Genomic DNA, 21,716 nt, shown 5'->3' with positions numbered 1-21,716 from the left:
CAAGTCATTACGGGCGGAACCGGCCGAAGACGAAGTCCGATGCGGAAGGCGGCTCGGCTGCCGCGTTGCGGCGCAGCCTGCCGGGGCGTCACTCGTCAGGCGACCCCCTCGCGCTCGGACGCCTTCCGCGTCCTCACCCCGACGACGACGAGCGCCAGCCCCACGACGACGACGCCGAGGTAAGCGGCGGACGGAAGGTCGACGACCTTGTGCAACCAGCCCCACTCCGTACCGAAGAAGGTCTGCGAAGCGAAGCTGACGAGCCCCTGGGCCCCTACGACGTAGCCGATGCTCTCGACGGTGTATCCGATGGTTGTTCGCACGGATCAACCCTCTCGCGACGCCACCGCGAGATCGTCCACCGCAGGACTGAAACCCCGGTAGGCCGAAGGATGCAGTCGCCGGGGGCGGCGGCCCGACGGGGGGACGGCCAAAACGAGTCCGGCCGTTGGCCTGAACGTTCGCTTACCGTGACCGTGATCAGGCACGATGACACATCGTGCTCATGAACCTCGTCAGTGTCATCGGTCTCGCCGTCCTCCTCTGGGCGCTCGTCAGTACCGCGCGCAACGCCCGGCGCAACCGGAAGGCCGGGCGCTTCGACGCCGCCGCCTACGGCCTCGTCCCCCGCGAACAGCTCGACACCCGCCACTCGGGGCCGCCCCGGGACGAGCCCGCGCTGCGCCAGGCCGTCGAGTCCGCCTTCGACGGCGCATGGGCGCCGGCCGCAGCGATGCTCGCGGCGGCCTCGGAGTCGCAGGACTGGGCCGAGCGCTGGCGGCTCGTCCAGGTGTTCGCGGACGTCTGCGTCGAGGACGAGCGCTGGCTGCGCATCTGGCGCGCGACGCGCCCCCAGGACGCGGACGCCGTCGTCGTCCACGCCCACTCCATCCTGCTGCGCGCCTGGGAAGCCCGCGGCGAAAAGGACATCAGGCACACCTCCGACGAGCAGGTCGCGAGCTTCGCCGAGCTCCTCCCGACCGCCATGCACGCCGCCGGAGAAGCGGCACGGCTGGCACCGCGCGACCCGTCGCCGTGGATCACCATGATCGCCGCCGCGCGGGGACTGGGGCTCCCGCACGACGAGTTCCGACGGCTGTGGGGCGAGGTCGTCAGCCGCGCACCGCACCACTACGACGCCCACTGGCACGCCCTCCAGTACTGGTGCCAGAAGTGGTGCGGCTCCCAGGGGCTGATGTTCCAGTTCGCCAGGGCGGCGGCCGAGTCCGCCCCGCCCGGCAGCCTGCTGACCGGGATCCACCTCCACGCCGTGTACGAAGCCGCCCGCCAGGAGGGCGAGGGGGCCTACCGCACCTGGGCCACCGCGTCCGTGCTCGCCCGCGTGCAGGAGGACCTGGCACAGGCTGCTCCGGACGACCGACTGCTGCCCTCCGTACGGCACCTGTACGCCGCCGCACTCGTGAAGACGGGCCGCTTCCCCCAGGCCCTGGAGCAGTTCCGGCTCATCGGCGGGTGGTGCGGCGCGGCCCCCTGGGACGACCACTCCGATGTCGCCGCCGCCTTCGACCACGCCCGCGGACTGGCGGCTCTGCACTCCCGTTCCACGGGCTGAGCCGGTTCACGGACCCGCCGTACGGCGGGTCCGTGGCGTACGGCGGGTCAGCCGCCGACGTGGATGCCGGGCCGGCGCTCGGGGTCGGGTTCGTTGCTGCGGATGATCTCGCGGGTGACCGGGGCGGTGTCGCCGCGGCCGAGGAGGAAGTAGCGGACCATGTGGACCAGCGGGCTGCCCTCGGCCCAGGCGAAGTAGCAGTGCGGCTGGACCTTGGTGACGTCGCGCAGGGCCAGCAGGATGGCGGCGATGGCGTTCGGGGCGGCCGGGGCGTCGGCGCGCAGGATCCGGTAGCCGTCCACTTCGACGCCGCGGACCGTGAGGGTGTCACTGAAGTCGGAGGGGTCGACGACGTCGATCTCGAGGAAGAGGACGTCCGCCTGCCCGGGTACCGGATTGACGCCGCGCTGTTCGCGCTCCTTGGCGCTGTACTCGGCATGGTCGCCGCCCTGGCGGCGGTTGGCGATGATGTTGATGGCCCCGTCGTGGGCCAGGGTGTCGTCGATGAAGCGGCGTGCGTTCTCGTCGAAGACGATGCGGTCGGCGCGCAGTTCGGTGGTGCGTGAGACGCGGGAGACCAGTGAGACGACGATGATCCCGGCGATGAAGAAGGCGGAGATGGCGATGCCGTCGGGCTTGTCGACGATGTTGGCGACCAGGGCGTAGAGCAGGACCGCGGTGAGCAGCCCGAAGCCGACGGTGGTGGCGCGCCGGCGTCGGCGGGCGACGGAGACGGTGACGGCGAACGCACCGGAGACCATCATCGCCAGGATGCCGGTGGCGTAGGCGCCGGCCTGCTTGTCGACGTCGGCGTTGAAGGCGATCGTGATGAGGATGCACAGGGCGGTGTAGACGATCACGACGGGGCGTACGGCGCGTCCCCATTCGGGGGCCATGCCGTAGTCGGGAAGGTAGCGCGGGACGATGTTGACGAGCCCGGCCATGGCGGAGGCCCCGGCGAACCAGAGGATGAGGATGGTGCTGATGTCGTAGACGGTGCCGAACGCCTCTCCGACGTGTTCGTGGGCGAGCCACGCCAGGGCCCGGCCGTTGGCCGCGCCTCCGGGTTCGAACGCCTCGTGGGGGATGAGGAGGGTGGTGACGAAGCTGGCCGAGAGCAGGTAGACGCTCATCACGAGGGCGGCGGTGGTCAGCAGGCGGCGGGCGTTGCGGACCCGCGCGCGAAGCCGCTGTTCGGGGTCTTCGCCGTCGGCGGCGACGAGGGGCATCATGCTCACGCCGGTTTCGAAGCCCGACAGGCCCAGCACGAGAAGGGGGAAGGCCAGGAGCGCGGGCCCCATCAGCTGCCCGAAGCCCCCTCCGCCGTCGAACAGGGCGTCCGTCCACTGCGACCAGGCGCCGGGGGTGGTGAAGACGTGGACCAGGCCGACGCCGATGACGACGGCGTTCAGCGCCAGGAAGACCGCGACCAGCGGAATGGCCACGCTGACGGCTTCACTGAACCCGAGCAGGAACACCCCGCCCAGTACGAGCAGCAGCACCACCGTCAGGGCGACCTCGTGACCGTGCAGCGCGGCGGGGAAGAAGGGGTTCTCCACCACGTGCACGGATGCGTCGGCCGTGGACAGTGTGATCGTGATGATCCACGAGGTCGCCACGAAGCCGAGCAGGACCAGCACGAACAGCTTGCCCCACCAGAACGGCAGCAGGTCCTCCAGCATCGCCACCGATCCGGCTCCGTTGGGGCTCTCCTTCGCGACCCGCCGGTACATCGGCAGCATCCCCAGCAGGGTCAGCGCCACGAGCAGCAGGGTCGCCAGGGGGGAGACCGCCCCGGCGGCGAGTGCGGCGATCGCGGGCACGTAGGCCAGGCTGGAGAAGTAGTCCACGCCCGTCAGGCACATCACCTTCCACCACGCCTGCGGCTCGGTGTGGCCTTCACCGGCCGCCGGCCCCACCGGCTGGACCCGGTGGCGCAGCATCCACCGCGCCAGACCGCCGGACGGCTGTTTCGCGGCGGCAGGGCTGTCCACCACCTCCGGCATCACCAGCCGGCTCGTTTCGTTCATGTCCCCCATCAACCCTTCCTGGCCTACGTGGCATGCGTGCGTGACGGCCGCCGGGCCCGGGGCCGTGCGACGATCACCGAGTATGGGGCCGCCCGAGCCAGGGCCTTCACCCCGGGGCGGACTCCCGTACCGCTTCCTGCCCCGTCTGCCCCGCCCGTCACTGGGCACCCCTGTTACGCCGCCGGACGGCAACAGCCCGTCCCGGGGCGGGTCCAGCCCGGAGCCGGCCCTCCCCGCCCGTCCCGCCCGCCCGGCGCCCGAAGGACACCGCAGGGCGCGCGACCGGATCCCGGCGCGGGAAACCCTTAACGCATCCCTAACGCGCGCGGGCCGCCGAGGGCGTGCGTTCCAGGAACGCCGCCGCTTCGCCGGACTCCCGTGTGAAAAACTCTGCCGCACCCATATGGCATGGACCGGTCATTCGTGCATCCTCGTGGTGTACGAGGAGAAGGGCTACGACACCATGAACAGATCAGCCTCCAGGGGGCCGGGCCGGGCGGGCCTCGTGCTCGGTGCGGCCCTGGCGTCGATTGTGCTCTGCACCACCGTGAGTGCGGCGGCGCCCGGGAACGCGAGCGGGGTCGCGGGCAGGGACTCCGCCGCGCGCCGGGCCGGCGAGCGCGGCTGCCCCGTCGTGTACTTCGACCTGGGCGAGACCCTCGTGCACACCGCCGAGGACGGCAGCATTGCCTACCGGTCCGGAGCGGCCTCCTACCTGCGCGCCCTGCGCGAGCGCCACATCACGATCGGCCTGATCACCAACGTGCCGCCCTCCTGGGGCACGACCGACGCCGAGCGGGCCGCCAGGCTGAGGAAGGAAGTCGACGCCCAGTGGAAGGGCTCCGTGCCCTTCGCCTGGGAGGACTTCGGTGGCCGGATCCTCACCCCCCGCACCGAGGCGGAGCGCAAACCGGCTCCCGTTCTCTGGCAGCGCGCGAAGACGGAATCAGGACACTGCCGGCTCGTCTTCCAGGCGGAGACGGCCGACGAGGTCGAGGTCGCGGCCTCGCTGGGCTTCGTGCCGTACCAGGTCGGACAGCCCCACCGGCCCGCGTTCCTCCCGGTCGGACTGGTCCAACTCCTCGGTCACCGCTCCTTCTGACCCTTCTGCGGCCCGTCAGGCCTGCCGGGCCAGGGCTGTCATCGCGGCGAGGTCCGCCTCCTGCCTGGGGGCGGGGGTCCTGGGCCAGAGCAGTTCGTACTGGCTCTGGATGCGGAAGACCTCGTCGGCGAAGGAGCGAACGACCGCGTCGGTGACCGTGCCCCGCTCCGCGTGCTCGATGAACCGCTCGCACGCTTGCGCGGCGCCCTCGCAGTCGTCGTCGAACTCGAACCGCGCACACAGCGCGTCGACGGCGTGGGCACGCGAGGTCAGATGGCCGACGCCGCAGTCGAGTCCGTCGTCGTCGAGGTCAGCGGGGTACGGCGCGCGGTGCCAGGAACCGCCCTCGAACCAGTAGACGCACTCGACCCTGCCCTGCTCCGGAAGGTCGTTCCGGAGCTCATGGCGCACCCAGTCGGGAGCCCCGGCGAGGAGGTCGATCGGCGGCTCGTACCGCCCGGTCGAACCGGAATCGTCCCGCCCGAAGAGAACGGCCCGGCCACCGTCGGCCCGGACCATCGCCCATCGGCTGCACGCGCCGTCGTCGTAGCGCAGACGGCTGCCACCGTCGCCGTGGTCGACCCAGTACCCGTGCCGGAAGCGCTCCTTCTCCTCCCGGGCGTCCCACAACGCCACGGCGAACGCCGTCCAGCGCGCCCACAACACGGACGCCTCCGGCAGGTCCTCCGGCCGTCCCGGACGATGAATCCGCATACCCACCCCACAGCTCCCAGCTCTTGCGTCCGACCCCAGACCTTACGCGGGCACCGTCGGTCGGCCGCCCCGGGGGGAGCAGAGCGGCATCCCACCTCGGCGGCCACCCGACACCGCCGGGCACACGGAGACTCAGGCGTACAGGTCGTTCTGGCCGTACTGGGGGCCGTAGTAGCGCTCCAGCTCCTCCAGCGACTTCTCGGGCTTCTCCAGGCTCTTGGAGATGCTCGCCCGGGAAGGCGCCGCGTCGGGGTCCCAGGTGTGCGTCTGCCACAGGCCGGAGCGCAGGAACGCGCGGGAGCAGTGGAAATAGATCTGCTCGGTCTCCACGAGCAGGGCGATCGCGGGCCGGTGGCCCTTGACCGTCATCCCGTCGAAGAACGGGGCGTCGCGCAGCAGCCGGGCGCGGCCGTTGACGCGGAGGGTGTCGCCGCGGCCGGGGACCAGGAAGAGCAGTCCGACCCGCGGGTTGGCGAGGATGTTGCGGTAGCTGTCCGCGCGGCGGTTGCCGGGACGGTCGGGGATCACGAGGGTGGTGTCGTCGAGGACCTTGACGAAGCCGGGCGGGTCGCCCTTCGGGGAGACGTCGCAGCTGCCGTCGGCGGCGGAGGTACCGATCAGGCAGAGCGGGGAGCGGGCGATCCACTGCCGGTGGTGCTCGTGCAGGGACTGCCGCTCCTTCTTCGCAGCCGCGGGCGCCACCGGGCCGAGGAGTTCGCGCAGTTCGGCCTCCGAGGTCATCTCCACGGTCTGCTCCGGCTCCGTCATGTGTTTCCCCCTGGTCGGTCAAGAGGCCGACGGCCCGGCCCGGGTGCGACTATCTCATGATCACCCATCGGGCTCGGGGTCGGTCGTTCCTGCCCTGGCCCCGGGCCCGATCGACCGGAAGCGCGCCGGACGGCACCACGCCGCGCCCACCGGGCTCGCGCGGACGGGGCGCCACCGCTCGCGCGCGTGTCTCCGGCGTCATGAGCGACAGCGTGGGGCCCCGTCGGTGGTGTTGGGGCGCCGGTCCAGACGATGCATGCGTCGGTACGGGGCCTCGGGCCCGCTACCCCGCCGCGTCCGTACCGCCCGTACGTGGCAGGCCAGGGCACCCGCCGCGGCCACCCCGACCAGGACGCACACGGCCCCCCACCCGAACCCGGTGTACGCCCGCACCCCCAGCCAGGACCCCAGCGTCCCGCCCAGGTACGCGCACGTCATGTACGCCGTGTTCAACCGGCTCCGGGCGTCCGGCCGCAACGCGTACACCCGGGACTGGTTCGCGACCGTGCCGGACTGCATGGCGACGTCCAACAGCAGGGTGCCCGCGGTCAGCGCGCCCAGCCCCACCCCACCGCCCCGCGCCCCCACCGCCAGCACGGCCGCCGCGACCGGCACCGCCGCCAGCGTCACGAGGTTCACCGGCCCGGGACCGTACCGGTCCACCAACCGCCCCGCGATCGGCGTGCACACCACCGTCACCGCGCCCACCAGGGCGAGCAACCCGACGGCCTCCGCCCCCAGCCGGTAGGCCGGCCCGGTCAGCAGCAGTGCCACACTGGTCCACACGGCCGAGAACCCCCCGAACACGGTCGCCTGGTACAGGCAGGAACGCCGCAACTCCGGCTCCGCGCGCAGCAGCCGGAACGGTTCGGCGAGGAACGTCCCGTACGCACCGCGCCCCGCGGACTCCGACGGCACGGTCACCGGCACCGCGTACGCCATCACCACCGCCAGGACCAGGGCCACGACCGCCGCCACCAGATAGGGCGCCCGCCAGCCCAGCCACTCCCCGAGCGTCCCGCTGAACGTACGGGCCAGCAGCATGCCCGCGGTCGAGCCGCTCAGCAGCGTGCCCAACACCGCCCCCCGGCGGTCCGGTGCCGTCAACCCGGCCGCCAGCGGCCCGATGACCTGCGCGGCCACCGTGGTCAACCCCACCAGCGCACTGGCCGCCACCAGCGGCGGCAGCGACGGCGCACAGCCGGCCCCCAGCAGCGCCACGCCCGTGAGCCCGAGCAGCACCACCAGCAGCGAGCGGTGCCGGATCCGGTCCCCGAGCGGCGCCAGCAGCACCATGCCGCAGGTGTAGCCGATCTGCGTGGCCGTCACCACCCACGTGGCCGCCTCCGGCCGGACCTGCAGCCCGTCGGCGATCAGTGGCCCGACGGCCTGCGGGAAGTACAGGTTGCCCACGGCCACGGCGCAGGTCAGGGCGAGCAACAACACCAGCCGGCGACTCACGGTCCCTCCCGCGGCAGCACACTCGAACGCAATCCCGGGCAGCTCATGCCGACCAGTCCACGCCCTCGCCCCCACCCCGCCAATCGATGTAGCGTACGGCTTAATGATCAGCTTCGAACTCGGCGTGGAGGACCTCGCGAACACCCGGTTCGCGGTCTCGCCCCTCGGCGAGACCGTCCTGAGCCTGCGCGTCCTGCACGACCCCGGCCTCAGCGCCGTGCACCTCCCCTGGCGCCGCTCCGTACGCGGCGCACTCGGCGGACTGGACACGGACCTGCTGCTCTCCGTGGTCGCGGCCCGGCTGACGCTGCCGGACTTCCTGACGCCCCGGCCCGCGAGCTTCGAGCCCTCCTTCGAGGACGAACTCGCCACCGTCCGCGCCACCCCACCCGCAGTGGTCCGCAGGGACCTGCTCGCCACCCACGCGCCGAGCCCCCTGCCCCCGCCCCTGCGGGCCGCCGAGGCACCCGGCGACGAACCCGTCGCCGCCCTCCGCGACACCCTCTGCGCCCTGCTCCACGCCTACTGGCAGCGGGCGGTCGAACCCCTGTGGCCGCAGATCCGCCTCGTGGTGGAAGCCGACATGACCTACCGTGCCCGCCGGCTGGCGATGGGCGGCGCCCGCCTGCTCTTCGCCGACATGCACCCCAGCCTGCGCTGGCACGAGGGCGTCCTGCACGTCGACAGGATGCTCAGCACCCATCACGTGCCGGCGTCGGGCCACGGCCTCCTGCTCATCCCCAGCGTCTTCGCCCACAAGCCGGCGCCCCCGGTCAGCCCCGAGGAACCGCCCTCACTGCTCTACCCGAGCCGCGCAGTGGCCACCCTGTGGGCCCCCGCACCCGCCCCGACGCCCGAATCGGCCCTCGTACGCCTTCTCGGCGCCCCGCGGGCCCGCCTGCTCACCCTCCTCGCGGAGCCCCTGGCCACCGTCGAACTCGCCCGCCGCCTCCGGGTCACACCCAGCGCCGTCTCCCAACACCTCGCCGTCCTGCACGACGCCGGCCTCGCCACCCGCACCCGCCACGGCCGCCAGGTCCTCTACCGCCGCACCCCCCTGGCCGACCGCCTCACCGCCCCCGACCGAGGGCACCTCACGGCCGACGGCCCGACCGCCGACCTGGCGGGATGAAGCCGGCCGGCCACGACCGGTCTTCGCCACGGCCTGACGAAACCTCCCGCAGGCGATCTGGCTCAACCCTGGATGTTGGCCTCAGAAGCCGTTGTCTCTCCGAGCACGGGACATCGGTTCGAGGATCAGTTGGCTGGACGGCCGCGCAGGTCACTGGGGCCGTCGGAGGTCGCCGATGCGGCGTAGTTCAGGGTGGTCGACGTCGTCGTTGCCGATGACGATGCTTGCTCGCGTGACCGGGTCGGCCTCGGCAAGGTACTGCCGGCAGGCTGCGTGGTAGCGGTTGTCGAAGGCATTCTCGGCCCGTTCAAGTCCTCCGAAGAGCGCGGCGTCCCGCGTAGTGCCGCGCCGGCGGGCGACGGGGAAGCTGGTGTCGGCGAACACGACCTCGTCCCACAGGTGGGCCAGTTCGCTGCGCTGGAGGAAGCTGCCGTCCACGATCAGCACCGCTTCGGCCGGCGCGGTGACTGGGGGTTCGTCGATCTGCTGGTCGCTGGCCAGGTCGATGACGCGACTGCGGTAGCGGCGGTCGCCGCCGGGGCCCATCGGTGTGAGTACTGTCCGTGCGAACGCGGGAAAGTCGTAGGCGTCCTGGTAGTAGCCGACTGCTGAGTCGCGGCCCTGCCGATGGCGGTGGGCGCGCGGGTGGTGGAACCCGTCCATGGACAGGTGAATCGCAGGTCGGCCGCGACTGGCGACCGCAGATGCCAGCGCACGAGCCAGGGTCGTCTTGCCTGCGGCGGTGATACCGTCCACCGCGACCCGAAGCGGATGCCCGGGGTCCCGGGTCGTAAGGTGCTCTGCGATCCGGCCGATGACCTGGTGGCGGGTGGGCTGGCCCGAGCGATCGTCAGGCTGGGTCGCACGGGTCCTGATCAGTTCTGGCACCCTGCGGATCCTACAATGTGCAGGCGTCAGCAAGCTGATTGGACGGCACCGCTGCGGTTGAGAGGGATCTCGTCCTGGCCGTGATGACCGTGGTTGTCTTTGCCGGACTGAAGAAGGCGCGGTCGTACCGATCTTGGTGATCGTGGGTTCGAGTGTGGCGGCTCGGTCGGGTGATGTCGGGTCCGGGTGCGCACTACGCCTTCGCCCGGCGTTGGCGCATCTCGGGACTGCTGTCCGAGTTGTACGACCGGTTGCGCGGCCTGGTCCGCGAGCCACGCCAGGCGGGATCCGGACCGGTTGCCCGGCTGCCGAGCTCTGATCAGGTAGACGGTTGGCTGGGTGACACCCCGAGGCCGCCTCGCGGGTTTCAGCCCCGTGCCGCGACTGACGTCGAGGCGCGGCCAACCGCCCCCGCTGCGTCCTAGTGCTCCGGCTCCCAGGCGCGGAGCAGGTCGAGCAGCCCTGCGTCTCCGTCCACGTGCAAGGAATTCACCGGGATGCGGTCGTACAGGTAGAGGACCAACTCGCTGGCCGTGCCATGGACGGAGGCGCCGGCTGCGTCCGAGTCCTCGCCGGTCGCGGCAGTGGGCGCGGGGATGCGGGTGGAGCGTGCGCCGTCGCCGTCGACCGTGAGGCGCCACGAGCGGCCCTCGGCGGCGTGGAAGTCGAAGGCCGTGGGCTTGTGCGGCCAGGCGCTGGGTGACGCGACGCAGGTGAACAGGAACTCCTCGACACCGTCGAGTGCGACCTCGGCCGGCAGCGGCTGCGGGGCGCCCGCGGCGAGCTGGGCGTCGTAGGTGTGCACCGCGCTCTCCTGGACCCGGTGCTGGGCGACTCCGCCGGAGGTCCGCGGCGTCTGCAGGCCACTCCACCACGCCCAACAGCCGGTGTCCGGTCCTGCCTCGCGCAGGGCGCTCAGCAGAAGCTGCGTCGACGCGGCCAGCCAGGCCACCAGCGCCTCACGCTCCCGCGGCAGTTCCAGAGCGGCGCGCGCAGCGGCGGCCTCGGCCGGGGGAGCGTCGGCAGGCCCCGCGCCGACGATGGCCGCCCAGAAACGGTCTCCCCCACCCAGGTGCTTCACCAGGTCGAACAGCGTCCACCCGGGGCAGGTCGGCACCTGTGCGTCGAGACTGGGCGCGGCGGCGACCGCGGTGCGGAAGGCGGTCGACCGTTCATCGATCAGTCGCAGCAGCTCAGGGAACTCAAGATTTATTTCCACGCCGGATGTCTATCACCGTGCTCCGGTGATCGAACAGCGATTTTTACAGCAGTTCGCCCTGGCGGACGCCGACTTGCGGTCCTGCTCCGCACCGCGCGGGCGTCGCGCAGCGCGAGCATGGCGACGATGCGACCGAGGATCACCACAACGGCCCGAGCAGCGTCCTGCTGGCCGCCGCCGCGGCCGTCACTGACCCGATGGCCCCTGGAGGACACCGGCGCCAGCCACGCGCGACGAGCCTCACCGAAGGCGTTCCCGCTAAGGGCTCTTCCTCACGATTGTCGCGTAGGTGGGCAGCATGCCCGATTGCTCAGGCGGTGAGGCCTTACGTGCGGGTAAGTACACACAGTGGAACGGTAGTTGAGCGCGACCGTCGTCGATCTTCCTCAATTCTTGCTCAGAAGAAAGCTCGACTTCCCCGTTTTCCCGCGAACGCGGTTACGGTCGTCGCACAAGGCCACCTCGTTGACCTGAGGCGGCCTCAGGAAAGTTTCGCATCTGGGGGAAATATGCGTTTGACGGTACGTAACACCGCCGGCCCGGTCGTCGCTTTGGCGCTGCTGAGCGGATTGGCGGCCCCCGCTTATGCGGCGGAGCCGGTGGCCCCTGCGGTGGAGCTCGTGGAGGAGGCCGCTCCCGAGGACGACTCGCTGGCGCAGCTGCCGGAGACGTCGACCAACGGGGAGGCCGGCACGACGGCGTGCGACAACCCTCGCCGCACCTGGTACGAGATCCCCTCGAAGACCGCCGTCCACATGCCGGCCAAGTTCGGCGGCACGTCCTTCAAGGACGGTCCGGGAGGCACCATGGTGGTCAGGGTGGAGCGGTCGGGGAAGGTCCTCCGGGAGGTCAGCGCGGGCGGTGAGGTCGAGGTGAGCGGCATCGTCGCCAAGGCCAAGGTCTCCATCTCGGCGAAGATCGGCACCGAGGCCGGGATCACGGTGGGTCACGAGTTCCGCAGGAACGTGACCAGCGGAAAGTACGGCCACCTGCAGTACGGCTCCTGGGGCTACTCCGTGAAGTGGGCCAAGTACGAGACCAGCGCGGATCGGTGCGGCAAGAAGCTCATCAAGAGCGGGACGGCGAAGCTGCCCACCTCCGAGGTCGGGTGGAACTACTGGGAGACGAGCTCGTGACAGCTCGGCGCAGGCCGCTGGCCGTAGCCGTTGCCCTCGCTCTCACGTCCCTCCTGGCCGCGGCGTGCAGCAGCGCGAACGCGACACCGTCGGACACGTCGTCGCCCAGGTCGCCTGTGGGGGAGACGGAGGAAGCCCGGGGAAACCGTGCCAAGGGCGCGCTGGAGTCGATCTCTCCCGACGATCCGAAGTTCGTGGAGTCCGGCCTGGAGCGGGTGTCGGACGGCGCACACAGCAGGCCTTCGCTCGAAAAGGGCAAGGCGTACAAGGTTTCCCTGGCCTGTGTCGGCACGGGAACCGTAAAGGTGGTCATCGGCGAAAAGACGCCGCAGTCCCTTCCGTGTGACGGAATATCCATGAGCCACGACGTGCGGAATTCGGCGGAGGAATCGCCGATGGATGTCACGGCGGCTCCCGGAGCCACAGGAATGGTCGCCTGGCAGATCATCGCCGTTTCCTCTTGACGGTGGCGCTCGATGGGTCCTGCTCCCCGCCGGAATAGGCGGGGAGCAGGACCCATTTCTCGTGAGACACGGGAAACAGGCCGTCGGCCTTCCGTTTGGCCCGTGGCCGTCAGTGGTCCAGCTGCCTGCCGGTGTCGGTCGGGCGGCTGCCTCCGTGGGAGGCGATCAGGGCATCGGCGACGGCACTTGCGTCCGCGTCGGCTACATCAGCCGGGTATTCGGGCAGGAGGTCGTCCCAGACGGGCAGCCACGACCCGTACAGCTGCGTCTGCCCCTCGGGCCGGGCGAAGAACCACACGTGCAGGTGCGCGGCCCCGTCCCCGATCCGGTAGACGTGGGCTCGGGAGATGTGCGGCAGTGCCTGCACGTGGCGGACGATGTGAGTGGTGAGCACGCCCAGCTCGGCGGCCAGGTCGTCCGGCAGATCGGCCATGTCGTAGTGGTCGCGGGGGTACAGCATCAGCACCAGCGGCACGCCGACGCCCGGTATCCGGCTCAGCCGCCAGCGGTCGTTGAGCCAGATGCCCTCGTCGCGGGAGGCGCACTCGTCGCAGTCCGCCGGATCTTCGCCGTGCCGCGGCCGCTCGGGCAGAACGGGCGGGCGGAGCGCGGAGACGCGTAGGCCGTCCGCCTCGAAGGGACTGATGTCCCATCCGGTCATCCTTGCCAGCGGAAGCCGAAGCTCGTCATCCGCGGCTGCACGTGCGTGGTCGTAGAACTCATCGGGTCGCAAGGCCATGATCGCAAGACTAAGTGGTGTTGCAACCGGATTGATCTGACCGGCTGTTGGCCGCGCCTGCGGCCCCCTGCCGCCCTCCGGCCCTGGTCGTCGGACCGAGGCCGGAGGGGGACACCGTGACAGCAGGCGCGGCCGCGTCCTAGCGGCGTGCGTCCACCACCGCGAGGAGCTTGCCGCTGGTCGGGCTGCGGTCCAGCGACGCGCCGTCCACCGCCTCGACCACCAGGTCCAGCAGCTGCTCCGCCACCGCCGAGCGGAGCTCCGGGTAGCCGGACAGGAAGACCTCCCGCAGTCGCTCCGCGTCCGTCGTCGGCGCCTGCTCCACCCGTACGGTCAACCGCTCGCGCGCGTCCGTCCCGTCGAGCCGGATCTGCAACTCGCCCCGGTGGCCGCCCTGTTCCCCGGCCAGGGCCACGAAGCGGCGGTAGTTGAGGAAGTACGTCGCCACCCGCATCACGTCACCGGTGCGCCCCCTCAGCTCGAAGCGGGGCGCGTGCCGGCCGCAGGGGCAGCGGCCGGGGATCTCCCGGCCGAGGTCGCCTATCAGGTAACGGCCCAGGTTCTGGCCGCGCCGGGCGTGCGTCGTGAAGACCAGCCGGCCCGTCTCGCCCGGGGCCACCGGCCGGTCCTCGGCCAGGTCCACGATCTCCATCGTGTGGAGATCGGCGTGCAGGTGGTGGACGCCGCCTACGCTCTCCGTGCACTGGTAGCCCAGCGGCCCCAGGTCGGTGCTGCCGTAGGTGATCGAGCGGACGGCCTCGATTCCGAACTCCTCGCTCAGCGTGCGCAGTTGCTCCTGCGTGAAGTGCTCGCCGCCGTAGAAGACCTTCCGCAGGCCTCCGTACGCACGCAGCGCGTCCGCCTCCGCGTGCAGCAGCTGCCAGAGGTACGAGGGCATGCCGAAGAGGGTGTCGGCCCCATGCTCGATGAGGGCCTCGGCCGTGGCCCGGTGGTCCGGTCCCGCGGACAGCGGGAGCTGCACCCCGCCCAGCCGTTCCAGTACGGAGAAGAAGCTGATGAAGCTGCCGTACATGCCGCCGCAGTAGAAGAGGTTGGCGGTGCGGTCCCCGACCGGGTCGTAGCCGGCGGCGAGCAGGCCGCGGGCGGCGGCGTGCATCTGGGTGTCGTAGTCGTCGTAACTGAAGACCGACAGGGCGGGAGCGCCCGTGCTGCCGCCGCTGCGGAAGTAGAGCTCGGCATCGGCCCGGGCGAGCTCCCGGGCCGGTCCCTGCACGTCCCCCTTGCCCAGCAGCGGGCCTGTGGGCAGGGGGAGTTCGACGGGCCGGACCAGGTCGTCGAGGCAGGCGGTGGTGGCGAAGGCGGCCGGGTCGGCCTGGACCGCGACGCGGCGGCTGTAGCGCTGGAGGGCGTAGACGCCGTCGTGCGGCTCGCCCGCGTAGCTCTCCAGCATGGCGCCGACCGGCGTCACGCGGGTGACGCCCGCGGCCAGGGCGGTACGGGAGAGCTCGGCGATGTCGGACGGGCTGCCCGCGAGCCCCGCCGTCTGCAGGTAGCGGCGCATCGGGCGCAGGGTGGCGATCAGCCGCTTGCGGGGCAGCGGCTTGACCCACACGCTGCGGTGCAGCGGCGAGGCCGTGAGCGGCGACCGGGTGTCGGCCATGACCCGCCACGAGCCGTCGGGCGCGGCGAACACCCGGGTCAGGCCGAGGTGTTCCTCCAGCCGGGCCACCAGCTCGGTGGTGGTCAGCTCGGCGGCCTCGGCGGGGTCCGGTCCGCCCGCCGGAGCGGCGCTCGCGGCAGGCGGGCGGGCCGCGAGGACCGCGGCGAAACGCTCGGCGAAGGCGAACACCTCCCCCTCGTCCTCCGTGTCGAGGTAGACGACCTGGGGGCTGGAACACGCCTGCTGTTCATGGAGGCACACGTCGTCCGCGAGGGCGTCGAGCGTCCCGGCGTCCGACCAGGCGTCGCCCGTCAGGTACGCGAAGGAGATCCGGTGCCCCCACTCCACCAGCCGGCAGCCGGCCGGCACATGCGCCGCCACCCCTTCGACGGCGCCTTCCCCGCCCCATACGGCGACGGCGTCCGCGGGCGCGCACATCAGGCGCAGCCACTCCTGCCGGGAGGACGGGAAGCGCAGGACGACGACCCGCGCGGCCAGCGCGCCGCTGGGATCGAGGGCCGCGAGCTCGGCCATCAGGTGCTGGGTGAGGAGCGTGTCGGCGCTGCTGGTCTTGAGGATGTTGACGTTCCCGGCGAGCAGCCCCTCGACGATGCTCAGCGGCGCGACCGTCGAGGCGTTGCCGGGGGCGATGTGGGCGACCAGGCCGACGGGCGCCCACGCCTCGTAGACCGTCTCCCGAGGATCGGCCCGGTTCAGCCGGCCGGGCGTCGCACCGCCGAGTTCCCGGCGCAGCTTGCGGGTCAGCTCCCGCCGACCCAGCAGGGCACCCAGCTCGGCCAGGACGGCCGGGTCCTCTCCCGTGGGCAGGTGCGCGGCGAGCCGGGCGCGTACCGGGTGGGCCGGGTCGCACAGGGCGATGGCGAGGGCGTCGCAGGCGGCCAGCACGGTCTCGGTCTCCAGCACCGTGGCCAGCGCGGCCTCCACGGCGGCCGGCAGGCCGGCGAGCCGGCGACCGGCCTCCTCGTCGCCGATGAAGGCACCCTGCCAGTAGTGGTGCGCGGCGCCGCCGTCGTGCTGCTCGTCCGCGGCACCGGTCATGGTCTTCGTCACGGTCACGCCATGCCCTTCATCAGTTCCGCTGCGGCCACCGCGCAGCTGCGGTTGCGGCTCACCCCGGCACGGCCGTGGACGGTGAACCAGGGGGTCTCCAGCTCGCACCCGCAGGCGTCGCCCGGCTGGAGGGAGGCGAGGTCGCCCATGACCACGCTCTGCGCCGGCACCGAGGTGATGTACGGCGACACGAGGTGCAGGTAGCCCCGCTCCCCGTAGGGCAGGGGCTCCAGCGTGCGCGTGGAGCGGATCGTCACCCGGGACCACACGGGGGCGTGCAGCCGGTGGTGGTCGCACTCGATGTACGGGATGCAGTGCTCCACCGACCCGAAGGTGTCCCGGATGCGCTCGCCCGGGACGCCGAGCTGCTCGGTGACGCGGGCGTACAGCTCCTCCTTGCCGATGCGCCGGTCCGCATGGCCCTTCCAGCCGCCGCCGAGGACGACGAGGGACCCCTCGGGCAGGCGCAGCGGAGGCAGCCCCATGGCCCGCATCCGCTCCAGGGTGAAGAAGAGGAAGGCCGGGAAGCCGAGGATGCGGACCGGGGCGTCCTCCCGCTCGAAGCGGCGCAGGGCGGCGATGCAGCCGAAGGGGTCGAACTCGTGGTCGCCGCCGGTGTTGCGCAGTGCGTACTCGACGCTGCGCGCCGGGGCGAAATCGCACAGGTAGTTGTCGGTGAAGGCGGTCCCCAGGCTGAGCGAGGGAGCCGGCTCGTAGCTGTAGAGGAGGTAGTTGACCTCCTGGTCGGGGGTGATCCAGCCGTTGCGCTCGAAGATCCGGGCGACCATCCGCTGGGCGGAGCGGATGGTCCACTGGTCGAAGAACATCTGTGACTTCTGACCGGTGGTGCCGGAGGAGGTCAGGTGCAGCTCCACGTCCTCGCGCGGGATGGAGAGCACCTCGTGCCGCTTGAAGAAGTTCGCGTGGACGAGCGGCGTCCGGTACGGCGACGCCGGGGGAGTGGCCCCGTACAGGGAGCGGAAGAACGGGGAGCGCTCGACGTGCCAGGCGTTGGTCTCCGCCATGGCGGCGGCGAACAGCTCGTCCTCCGCGGGCCCGCAGGCGTACGGGTCGGTCAGGTCGCACAGCTGCTGTACGTGCGGCAGGAGGGCCGGGTCGGGAACGGAGACCGGCGCGAGATGGGGGTTCATGGGGCGACCTCTGATGATGTGGGCAGGTGCGTCGACGCCCAGGCCGACACGTAGCAGTCCAGATAGGGCTGGAGGGGCGGTTCGACGGCGACGCCGCGGAAGTCGATGCGCTCGCTGGAACGGGACAGGACGGCGTAGTCGTGGAAGCCGTCGTCGTCCGCGCGCATCGCCGGGTAGACGGCCCCGGCGACGAACCCCTCGGCCAGGAACGCCGAGAGGACCTCCTGGTGCGCGAGCGGCACCAGGGCCTCGACGTAGCCCGCGCCCGCGCGGGCCAGGGCCCGGGTGACGGGCTCGAGGCACGCGGCCGCGGCGGCCGGGTCGGGGTGGACGGTCAGCAGGGAGCCGTACCCGCCGGCGCGGTTGAGGTAGGCGTAGACCTCGAAACGCCCGTCTTCGGGAGTGAGCAGCACGTTCGGCGTGTGCAGCGGGTAGAACCAGCCCTCGGCGCTCGGGAACCGCTCGCGGAAGCGGCGCCGTACGAAGGCCGGCGCCTCGATCATCTCCAGCCGGTCGCCGGCACCTTGGGCCGACGGCGGCGCAGGGTGCGGGACGGTGACGGCCCGCACCCCGGGGTAGCCGATGCCCAGCGCGGCCTCGGCGGTGCGCAGCAGCGGCAGGAGCGGGGCGGGCACTTCGGTGACGGGAATCCGGCGATCCAGCACCCCGACCGAGTGACGCGCGTAGAGTGCGAGGCTTTCACGGCTGCGGAGGTCCACCGCGTTGGGCAGGATGCCCAGCGGGCGGAAGCCGTTGCGGGCGACGACGCGTTGCGGACCGGCGCTGACGGTGCGCACGGTCGCGTACACCGAGTCCAGCCGTCCCGTGTCCAGCATGCCCGCGCACAGGGCCTCGGTCAGGGCGGCGGCCAGGCCCGCCGAGCGGTGCTCGGGGTGCACGGCGATGCCCTCCAGGCGGCCGATGCGGCTGCCCGCCTCACCGTGGATGGCGGCGGACGCGGTCAGGGCCCCGGTCTCGGCGCAGCGGCCGACCAGCCACAGGGAGTACGGGTCCTCGATGAGCCGGGCCATCTCGGCCGGATCGGTGCCCAGAGCCACCGGGTAGTGCGGTCCGTAGACGGCGTAGTAGAGCTGGCGCAGTTCGGCGATGTCCGAGCGGGCGGCGGGCGTGATGAGGGGGTTCACCGCTCGCCTCCAGCGGGTTCCGCCGCGGCCGGCGCGGGGGACCGCAGCAGGGCCAGCGCGCAGGCCGCGGGAACCAGCCCGGCGCCCTGCACCAGGCACAGCGTCCGTGGGGAGAGGAAGTCGCCGGCGAAGCCGAACGCCAAGGACGCCACCGGCAGGGAGGCGCCGAGCACGGCCTGCATCACGGCGAAGAAGCCGGGCTTGTCGGCCGGCGGCACCAGGCGCTGGAAGAGCGCCACGAAGCGGACGCTGACGGCCCCGGCACACCAGCCGGCGACGGCCAGGCAGCCCGCGATGACCACACGGTCCGCGAACAGCCCCGGCAGCGCGAGGGCGAGGGCCATCAGGCCCAGGCAGCAGGCGCCGACGGCCGTGGGGCGTCCCGGCACGCGGGTGCCGGTGAAGGCGCCGACCAGCGCGCCGGTGCCCAGGGAGGCCTCCAGCAGGGCCACGGTGCCACCCCCGCCCGCGAGGACCGAGCGGGTGTAGAGGGGGATGACGACGAACACGGCGGTGGTGAAGAGGTTCGCCGCGGTGAAGCAGATCAGGATCCGCCGCACGTAAGGAAGTTCCGCGAGGATGCGGCGCAGCGTACGCCGCTGGGGCGCCCCCGACGCGCCGGCTCCGAGGCCCGGCACGACGGTACGGAAGCGGGCGCTCGCGACGAGGAGGGCGGCGCCGAGGTAGGCGGCCGCGCAGCCGGTAGCCAGCCCCGCCACGCCGGTCCGGTCGACGGTGAGGGCGCCGAGCAGCGCTCCACCGAGGCCGGCCAGGGACTGGGTGGACAGCTCGAAGCCGGTGGCGGTCTCGATGTCGGCGTCGTCGACGAGTTCGGGCACCGAGGTGGTCAGGCAGGGGTCGAAGAACGCCTGGCAGGTCGCCAGGGCGAGACCGGCGGCGTACACGGTGGCGAGCGGCAGGCCACCGCCGTACGCCCACAGCGCGAGGACACCCGAGGCGCCCCCGGCCAGGGCGGCGGCGGTGCGCAGCACCGAACGGTGCGCGAACCGGGCGACCGCTGCGGCCACCACGGGCGCCAGCGCCACGGCGGGCAGCGTGCAGGCCGCCATGAACAGCCCGGAGGCGAGCCCCCGCGTGTCGTGCACGGCGTAGGCGACGATCCACCAGGACACGCCGACCTGGAACATCCGTGCGGCGGCCTGGGTGAGTATCTGGCCGAGCCACACGGCGCCGAAGGCGCGGTTGCGCAGCACAAGCGGAGCGCGCCGCCGGTTGGCCCCGGCCGCCGTGCCGGTCTCGGCCACGGACGAGGCGCTCATGCGGTCGGCCTCTCGTCGAGGACCCGGACGAGCTTGCCCGAGCGCGGGTTGACGGCGAGGTCGCGGTGGCGCACCCACTCCACGGACAGCGGGTGCACGAATCCGGCGCGCACACTGTCCGGATAGAGCGGCCGGACGTTTTCCAGCTTCGCTACGACTGAGTCGGCCAGTTCCTTCCGGCCGTGCTCGCCGGGGGCCGTCGCCAGCCGCAGGACGAGCCCGTCGCGGCCTTCCCAGCGGCGGACGACGAGCTGCATGCCGACCACGTGCCCCGCGGTGTCCGCCGCGGCCACGGCGTCCTGGGCGTCCTGGGTGTAGAGGGAGACGGGACCCACCCGTACGCCCTCCTCGGCGCGGCCGAGTATCCGGAAGTACCCGGGCCCGCCGCCGGTCCACTCGGCGCGGTCGCCCGCGGGGTAGCGGATGATCGGCATGAGGCGGCGGAAGAGGCTGGTGACGACGACCCGGCCGGGCCGGCCCGGTTCCGTGATCGGCTCATCGGTGGAGTCGTCGAGGATCTCGACGACGGAGTACGGCGTGAAGGCGCGGTGCACCCGGGCGTCGGAGCCGGGCACGGGGCGGCCGAGGAGGCCCGCGTCGACGCTGGCGTACCCGACGGAACGTGCCTCGGCGCGGGGGAACGCGGTGGCCAGCAGGCGCCGCTGGTCGTCGAAGAGGGCCTCGCCGCCGAAGAGGAGCAGCTCCACCGAGTCGAGCCGGACACCGGACGACACGGCCTGCTCGGCGAGCCGGCACAGGGTGGTCGGTGTTCCGGCCAGCACCTGCGCGGCGAGATCGCGCAGCGTGGGGAGCGTCGACTCCAGCGGCGCGCCGCCGCCGATGGGCAGGCGGACGTTGTCCACGGGCGCGTGGGTGAGCGAGTCGAGGACGAAGAGGAAGCTGGCGTACAGCTCCCCGGCGTAGAAGAGGTCCGCGACGCGGTGTCCCGGGCGCAGGCCCGTGTCCACTAGTCCCTGGCCGAAGGCGGTGACGAACGTGCGCCACTCGTCACGTGTGTAGACGGAGAACTTGGGGGACCCGGTGGTGCCGCCGGTCTTGTAGACCGTGGCCTCGCTGAGCGGACCGGTCAGCACGCGGCTGTCGTGAAGGGTGTTGGCTGCCCAGAACGCTCGCTGGTCGACCACCGGCAGGTCGGTGAGGTGGTCGGCGTTGGGCGGCAGGGACGCGTAAAGCTCTTGGTAGAAGGGCGAGTTGTGACGGGCGAAACGTATGAGGTCCGAAAGTTGCTGGGCGGACATGAGCCTTTGCCTGGTGACGGAAATGGAACGGGAGTCACGGGCGGGGCGCGTGGAGAGCGCGAACTCTCCTGCCGGCCCGGCCGGTGTGAACGAGGGCCCCCCGGCACCCCGCCTCCTCGATGCGCGCCAAAACATGACGCGCAGTCACAATGATGAAACATCAGTGCCCATGTCACCAAACTGGGCAAGGATTTTCGGCCAGGGCGGCCAAATCCGCCGGAATTTTCCAGAGGTGGCCGAGAGGGTCCACGTGGTCGGGTGTCCGGAACGGCTCACCCGCGTGCTGCACCAGGACGCTGTCCGTGGGAGGAGGGAGGGCCGGCCCGGCGGTGTGGTGGTGCCCGACACGGCCACCCGCCGGCCCCGTTCCGCCTGGCTCGCGGCTGCCGCGACCGCTGCCGAACGGCGCGGCGCCCCGGCTCTCGGCCGCGGCGCTTTGTCTGATCCCGACCTGGACGGCGGCCCCGATCAGCCGAAAAGGCCGGCGTCCCCCCGACTGCCGTATCCGTCGTTGTTCAGCTCTTGCGGGTCAACGGCTGCCCGGCGAAGTGCACCCCTGCCAGGCCGTGGGCCATGAGGTTGCGGATGTTGCCGTGATCAGTGTCGTTCGGCGTCGCGAGCACGCTGCGATAGTGCTCACCGAATGCCAGCAGCGCTTCCTGGTCGCTCAGCCCTTCCAGCAGGGCCAGTCCGAGCGTCTTGCAGGAACCCTCGTTCTCACCCGCGGCATTCTCCAGCTCCCCATTGCGGAAGGCCTGCGGCTGGTACTCGTAATGCGCGGCGATGAAGGCCAAGGTGTCGGCGAACTCGTGCTCACCTGACGCGAGGCTTGCCCGGAACGAGTGCAGGTCGGTCATGTCGTTTCCCTCGGGTTGACAGACGATCCGATTGCCGTCTGTGACCGGACGACATTACCCCCTGGTGCTCGCGACACGATCTTGCTCGACCGGCCATCCGGCGACG

At 71.9% G+C, this 21,716-nt stretch carries 19 protein-coding genes; 5 read left to right on the top strand and 14 right to left on the bottom strand.

Annotation, left to right across the window (positions count from 1 at the left end; translation table 11 throughout):
* Positions 1–95 precede the first annotated feature (95 nt).
* Entirely contained in the window at positions 96–323 is a 228-nt protein-coding gene (locus ACZ501_RS11045; RefSeq protein WP_361603957.1) for a hypothetical protein, read from the bottom strand.
* 182 nt (positions 324–505) lie between these two features.
* Between ACZ501_RS11045 and ACZ501_RS11040 the strand changes: the two genes are divergently transcribed.
* A complete protein-coding gene (locus tag ACZ501_RS11040) occupies positions 506–1,573 on the top strand; it encodes a hypothetical protein (protein ID WP_468794195.1) in 1,068 nt (355 codons plus the stop codon).
* A gap of 47 nt (positions 1,574–1,620) precedes the next feature.
* Here the strand turns inward: ACZ501_RS11040 and ACZ501_RS11035 are convergent, their stop codons facing one another.
* A complete protein-coding gene (locus tag ACZ501_RS11035) occupies positions 1,621–3,579 on the bottom strand; it encodes an APC family permease (protein ID WP_468795466.1) in 1,959 nt (652 codons plus the stop codon).
* Between the two features lie 427 nt (positions 3,580–4,006).
* Between ACZ501_RS11035 and ACZ501_RS11030 the strand changes: the two genes are divergently transcribed.
* On the top strand, positions 4,007–4,705 hold the full coding sequence (locus tag ACZ501_RS11030; protein ID WP_468794192.1) for a hypothetical protein: 699 nt from the start codon (positions 4,007–4,009) through the stop codon (positions 4,703–4,705).
* A gap of 15 nt (positions 4,706–4,720) precedes the next feature.
* Here ACZ501_RS11030 and ACZ501_RS11025 read toward each other — a convergent pair whose 3' ends face one another.
* The 3 genes from ACZ501_RS11025 to ACZ501_RS11015 all read right to left on the bottom strand — a co-directional run bounded on the left by ACZ501_RS11025 (position 4,721) and on the right by ACZ501_RS11015 (position 7,648).
* On the bottom strand, positions 4,721–5,419 hold the full coding sequence (locus ACZ501_RS11025) for a hypothetical protein (protein ID WP_468794189.1): 699 nt from the start codon (positions 5,417–5,419) through the stop codon (positions 4,721–4,723).
* A 132-nt stretch (positions 5,420–5,551) separates the two neighbouring features.
* The gene (locus ACZ501_RS11020) at positions 5,552–6,187 is read right to left on the bottom strand and encodes a pyridoxamine 5'-phosphate oxidase family protein (protein ID WP_468794186.1); all 636 of its coding nucleotides are present in this window, start codon (positions 6,185–6,187) and stop codon (positions 5,552–5,554) included.
* Between the two features lie 198 nt (positions 6,188–6,385).
* Positions 6,386–7,648 (bottom strand): MFS transporter, encoded by a 1,263-nt coding sequence (locus ACZ501_RS11015; RefSeq protein WP_468794183.1) that lies wholly within the window; start codon positions 7,646–7,648, stop codon positions 6,386–6,388.
* A 103-nt stretch (positions 7,649–7,751) separates the two neighbouring features.
* Between ACZ501_RS11015 and ACZ501_RS11010 the strand changes: the two genes are divergently transcribed.
* Positions 7,752–8,780: an ArsR/SmtB family transcription factor gene (locus ACZ501_RS11010; RefSeq protein WP_361609936.1), complete on the top strand. Its 1,029-nt coding sequence runs from the start codon at positions 7,752–7,754 to the stop codon at positions 8,778–8,780.
* 150 nt (positions 8,781–8,930) lie between these two features.
* Here ACZ501_RS11010 and ACZ501_RS11005 read toward each other — a convergent pair whose 3' ends face one another.
* On the bottom strand, positions 8,931–9,668 hold the full coding sequence (locus ACZ501_RS11005) for a nucleoside/nucleotide kinase family protein (RefSeq protein ID WP_361609937.1): 738 nt from the start codon (positions 9,666–9,668) through the stop codon (positions 8,931–8,933).
* Between the two features lie 421 nt (positions 9,669–10,089).
* A complete protein-coding gene (locus tag ACZ501_RS11000; RefSeq protein WP_361609938.1) occupies positions 10,090–10,887 on the bottom strand; it encodes a maleylpyruvate isomerase family mycothiol-dependent enzyme in 798 nt (265 codons plus the stop codon).
* Between the two features lie 515 nt (positions 10,888–11,402).
* On the opposite strand from ACZ501_RS11000, the gene ACZ501_RS10995 reads away from it, so the two are divergent.
* Together ACZ501_RS10995 and ACZ501_RS10990 are read left to right on the top strand one after the other, a co-directional pair.
* On the top strand, positions 11,403–12,023 hold the full coding sequence (locus tag ACZ501_RS10995) for a hypothetical protein (RefSeq protein WP_361609939.1): 621 nt from the start codon (positions 11,403–11,405) through the stop codon (positions 12,021–12,023).
* Between the two features lie 116 nt (positions 12,024–12,139).
* Positions 12,140–12,487, top strand: coding sequence for a hypothetical protein (locus ACZ501_RS10990; protein WP_361609940.1), 348 nt, complete (start codon positions 12,140–12,142; stop codon positions 12,485–12,487).
* Positions 12,488–12,596: 109 nt separating this feature from the next.
* On the opposite strand, the gene ACZ501_RS10985 is transcribed toward ACZ501_RS10990, so the two are convergent.
* The 7 genes from ACZ501_RS10985 to ACZ501_RS10955 all read right to left on the bottom strand — a co-directional run bounded on the left by ACZ501_RS10985 (position 12,597) and on the right by ACZ501_RS10955 (position 21,610).
* On the bottom strand, positions 12,597–13,148 hold the full coding sequence (locus tag ACZ501_RS10985) for a hypothetical protein (protein ID WP_468794180.1): 552 nt from the start codon (positions 13,146–13,148) through the stop codon (positions 12,597–12,599).
* Positions 13,149–13,365: 217 nt separating this feature from the next.
* Complete coding sequence (locus tag ACZ501_RS10980) at positions 13,366–15,924, bottom strand: acyl-CoA reductase (RefSeq protein WP_468794177.1); 2,559 nt, start codon at positions 15,922–15,924, stop codon at positions 13,366–13,368.
* Entirely contained in the window at positions 15,921–17,069 is a 1,149-nt protein-coding gene (locus ACZ501_RS10975; protein WP_468794174.1) for a LuxE/PaaK family acyltransferase, read from the bottom strand. Before ACZ501_RS10975 ends, ACZ501_RS10980 begins: the two co-directional genes overlap by 4 nt.
* On the bottom strand, positions 17,066–18,214 hold the full coding sequence (locus tag ACZ501_RS10970) for a GNAT family N-acetyltransferase (protein ID WP_468794171.1): 1,149 nt from the start codon (positions 18,212–18,214) through the stop codon (positions 17,066–17,068). Before ACZ501_RS10970 ends, ACZ501_RS10975 begins: the two co-directional genes overlap by 4 nt.
* A complete protein-coding gene (locus ACZ501_RS10965) occupies positions 18,211–19,494 on the bottom strand; it encodes an MFS transporter (protein ID WP_468794168.1) in 1,284 nt (427 codons plus the stop codon). Before ACZ501_RS10965 ends, ACZ501_RS10970 begins: the two co-directional genes overlap by 4 nt.
* Complete coding sequence (locus ACZ501_RS10960) at positions 19,491–20,753, bottom strand: phenylacetate--CoA ligase family protein (RefSeq protein WP_361607509.1); 1,263 nt, start codon at positions 20,751–20,753, stop codon at positions 19,491–19,493. Before ACZ501_RS10960 ends, ACZ501_RS10965 begins: the two co-directional genes overlap by 4 nt.
* 515 nt (positions 20,754–21,268) lie before the next feature.
* Positions 21,269–21,610 carry a HopJ type III effector protein gene (locus tag ACZ501_RS10955; RefSeq protein ID WP_468794165.1) on the bottom strand — a complete coding sequence of 114 codons (342 nt, stop codon included), beginning with the start codon at positions 21,608–21,610 and terminating at the stop codon, positions 21,269–21,271.
* Positions 21,611–21,716: the final 106 nt, after the last annotated feature.

Source organism: Streptomyces sp. NPDC034085 (assembly GCF_055575555.1).
The sequence above is the reverse complement of the archived record's forward strand: the minus strand, read 5'-3'. Positions and strand labels throughout refer to the sequence as shown.

What these genes read in the sequence shown, in the direction of transcription:
- ACZ501_RS11040 (WP_468794195.1), top strand. Translation starts at nt 506, where the DNA reads ATGAACCTCGTCAGTGTCATCGGTCTCGCCGTCCTCCTCTGGGCGCTC.
- ACZ501_RS11035 (WP_468795466.1), bottom strand. Translation starts at nt 3,579, where the DNA reads ATGCCGGAGGTGGTGGACAGCCCTGCCGCCGCGAAACAGCCGTCCGGC.
- ACZ501_RS11030 (WP_468794192.1), top strand. Translation starts at nt 4,007, where the DNA reads ATGGCATGGACCGGTCATTCGTGCATCCTCGTGGTGTACGAGGAGAAG.
- ACZ501_RS11025 (WP_468794189.1), bottom strand. Translation starts at nt 5,419, where the DNA reads ATGCGGATTCATCGTCCGGGACGGCCGGAGGACCTGCCGGAGGCGTCC.
- ACZ501_RS11020 (WP_468794186.1), bottom strand. Translation starts at nt 6,187, where the DNA reads ATGACGGAGCCGGAGCAGACCGTGGAGATGACCTCGGAGGCCGAACTG.
- ACZ501_RS11010 (WP_361609936.1), top strand. Translation starts at nt 7,752, where the DNA reads ATGATCAGCTTCGAACTCGGCGTGGAGGACCTCGCGAACACCCGGTTC.
- ACZ501_RS10985 (WP_468794180.1), bottom strand. Translation starts at nt 13,148, where the DNA reads ATGACCGGATGGGACATCAGTCCCTTCGAGGCGGACGGCCTACGCGTC.
- ACZ501_RS10975 (WP_468794174.1), bottom strand. Translation starts at nt 17,069, where the DNA reads ATGAACCCCCATCTCGCGCCGGTCTCCGTTCCCGACCCGGCCCTCCTG.
- ACZ501_RS10965 (WP_468794168.1), bottom strand. Translation starts at nt 19,494, where the DNA reads ATGAGCGCCTCGTCCGTGGCCGAGACCGGCACGGCGGCCGGGGCCAAC.
- ACZ501_RS10960 (WP_361607509.1), bottom strand. Translation starts at nt 20,753, where the DNA reads ATGTCCGCCCAGCAACTTTCGGACCTCATACGTTTCGCCCGTCACAAC.
- ACZ501_RS10955 (WP_468794165.1), bottom strand. Translation starts at nt 21,610, where the DNA reads ATGACCGACCTGCACTCGTTCCGGGCAAGCCTCGCGTCAGGTGAGCAC.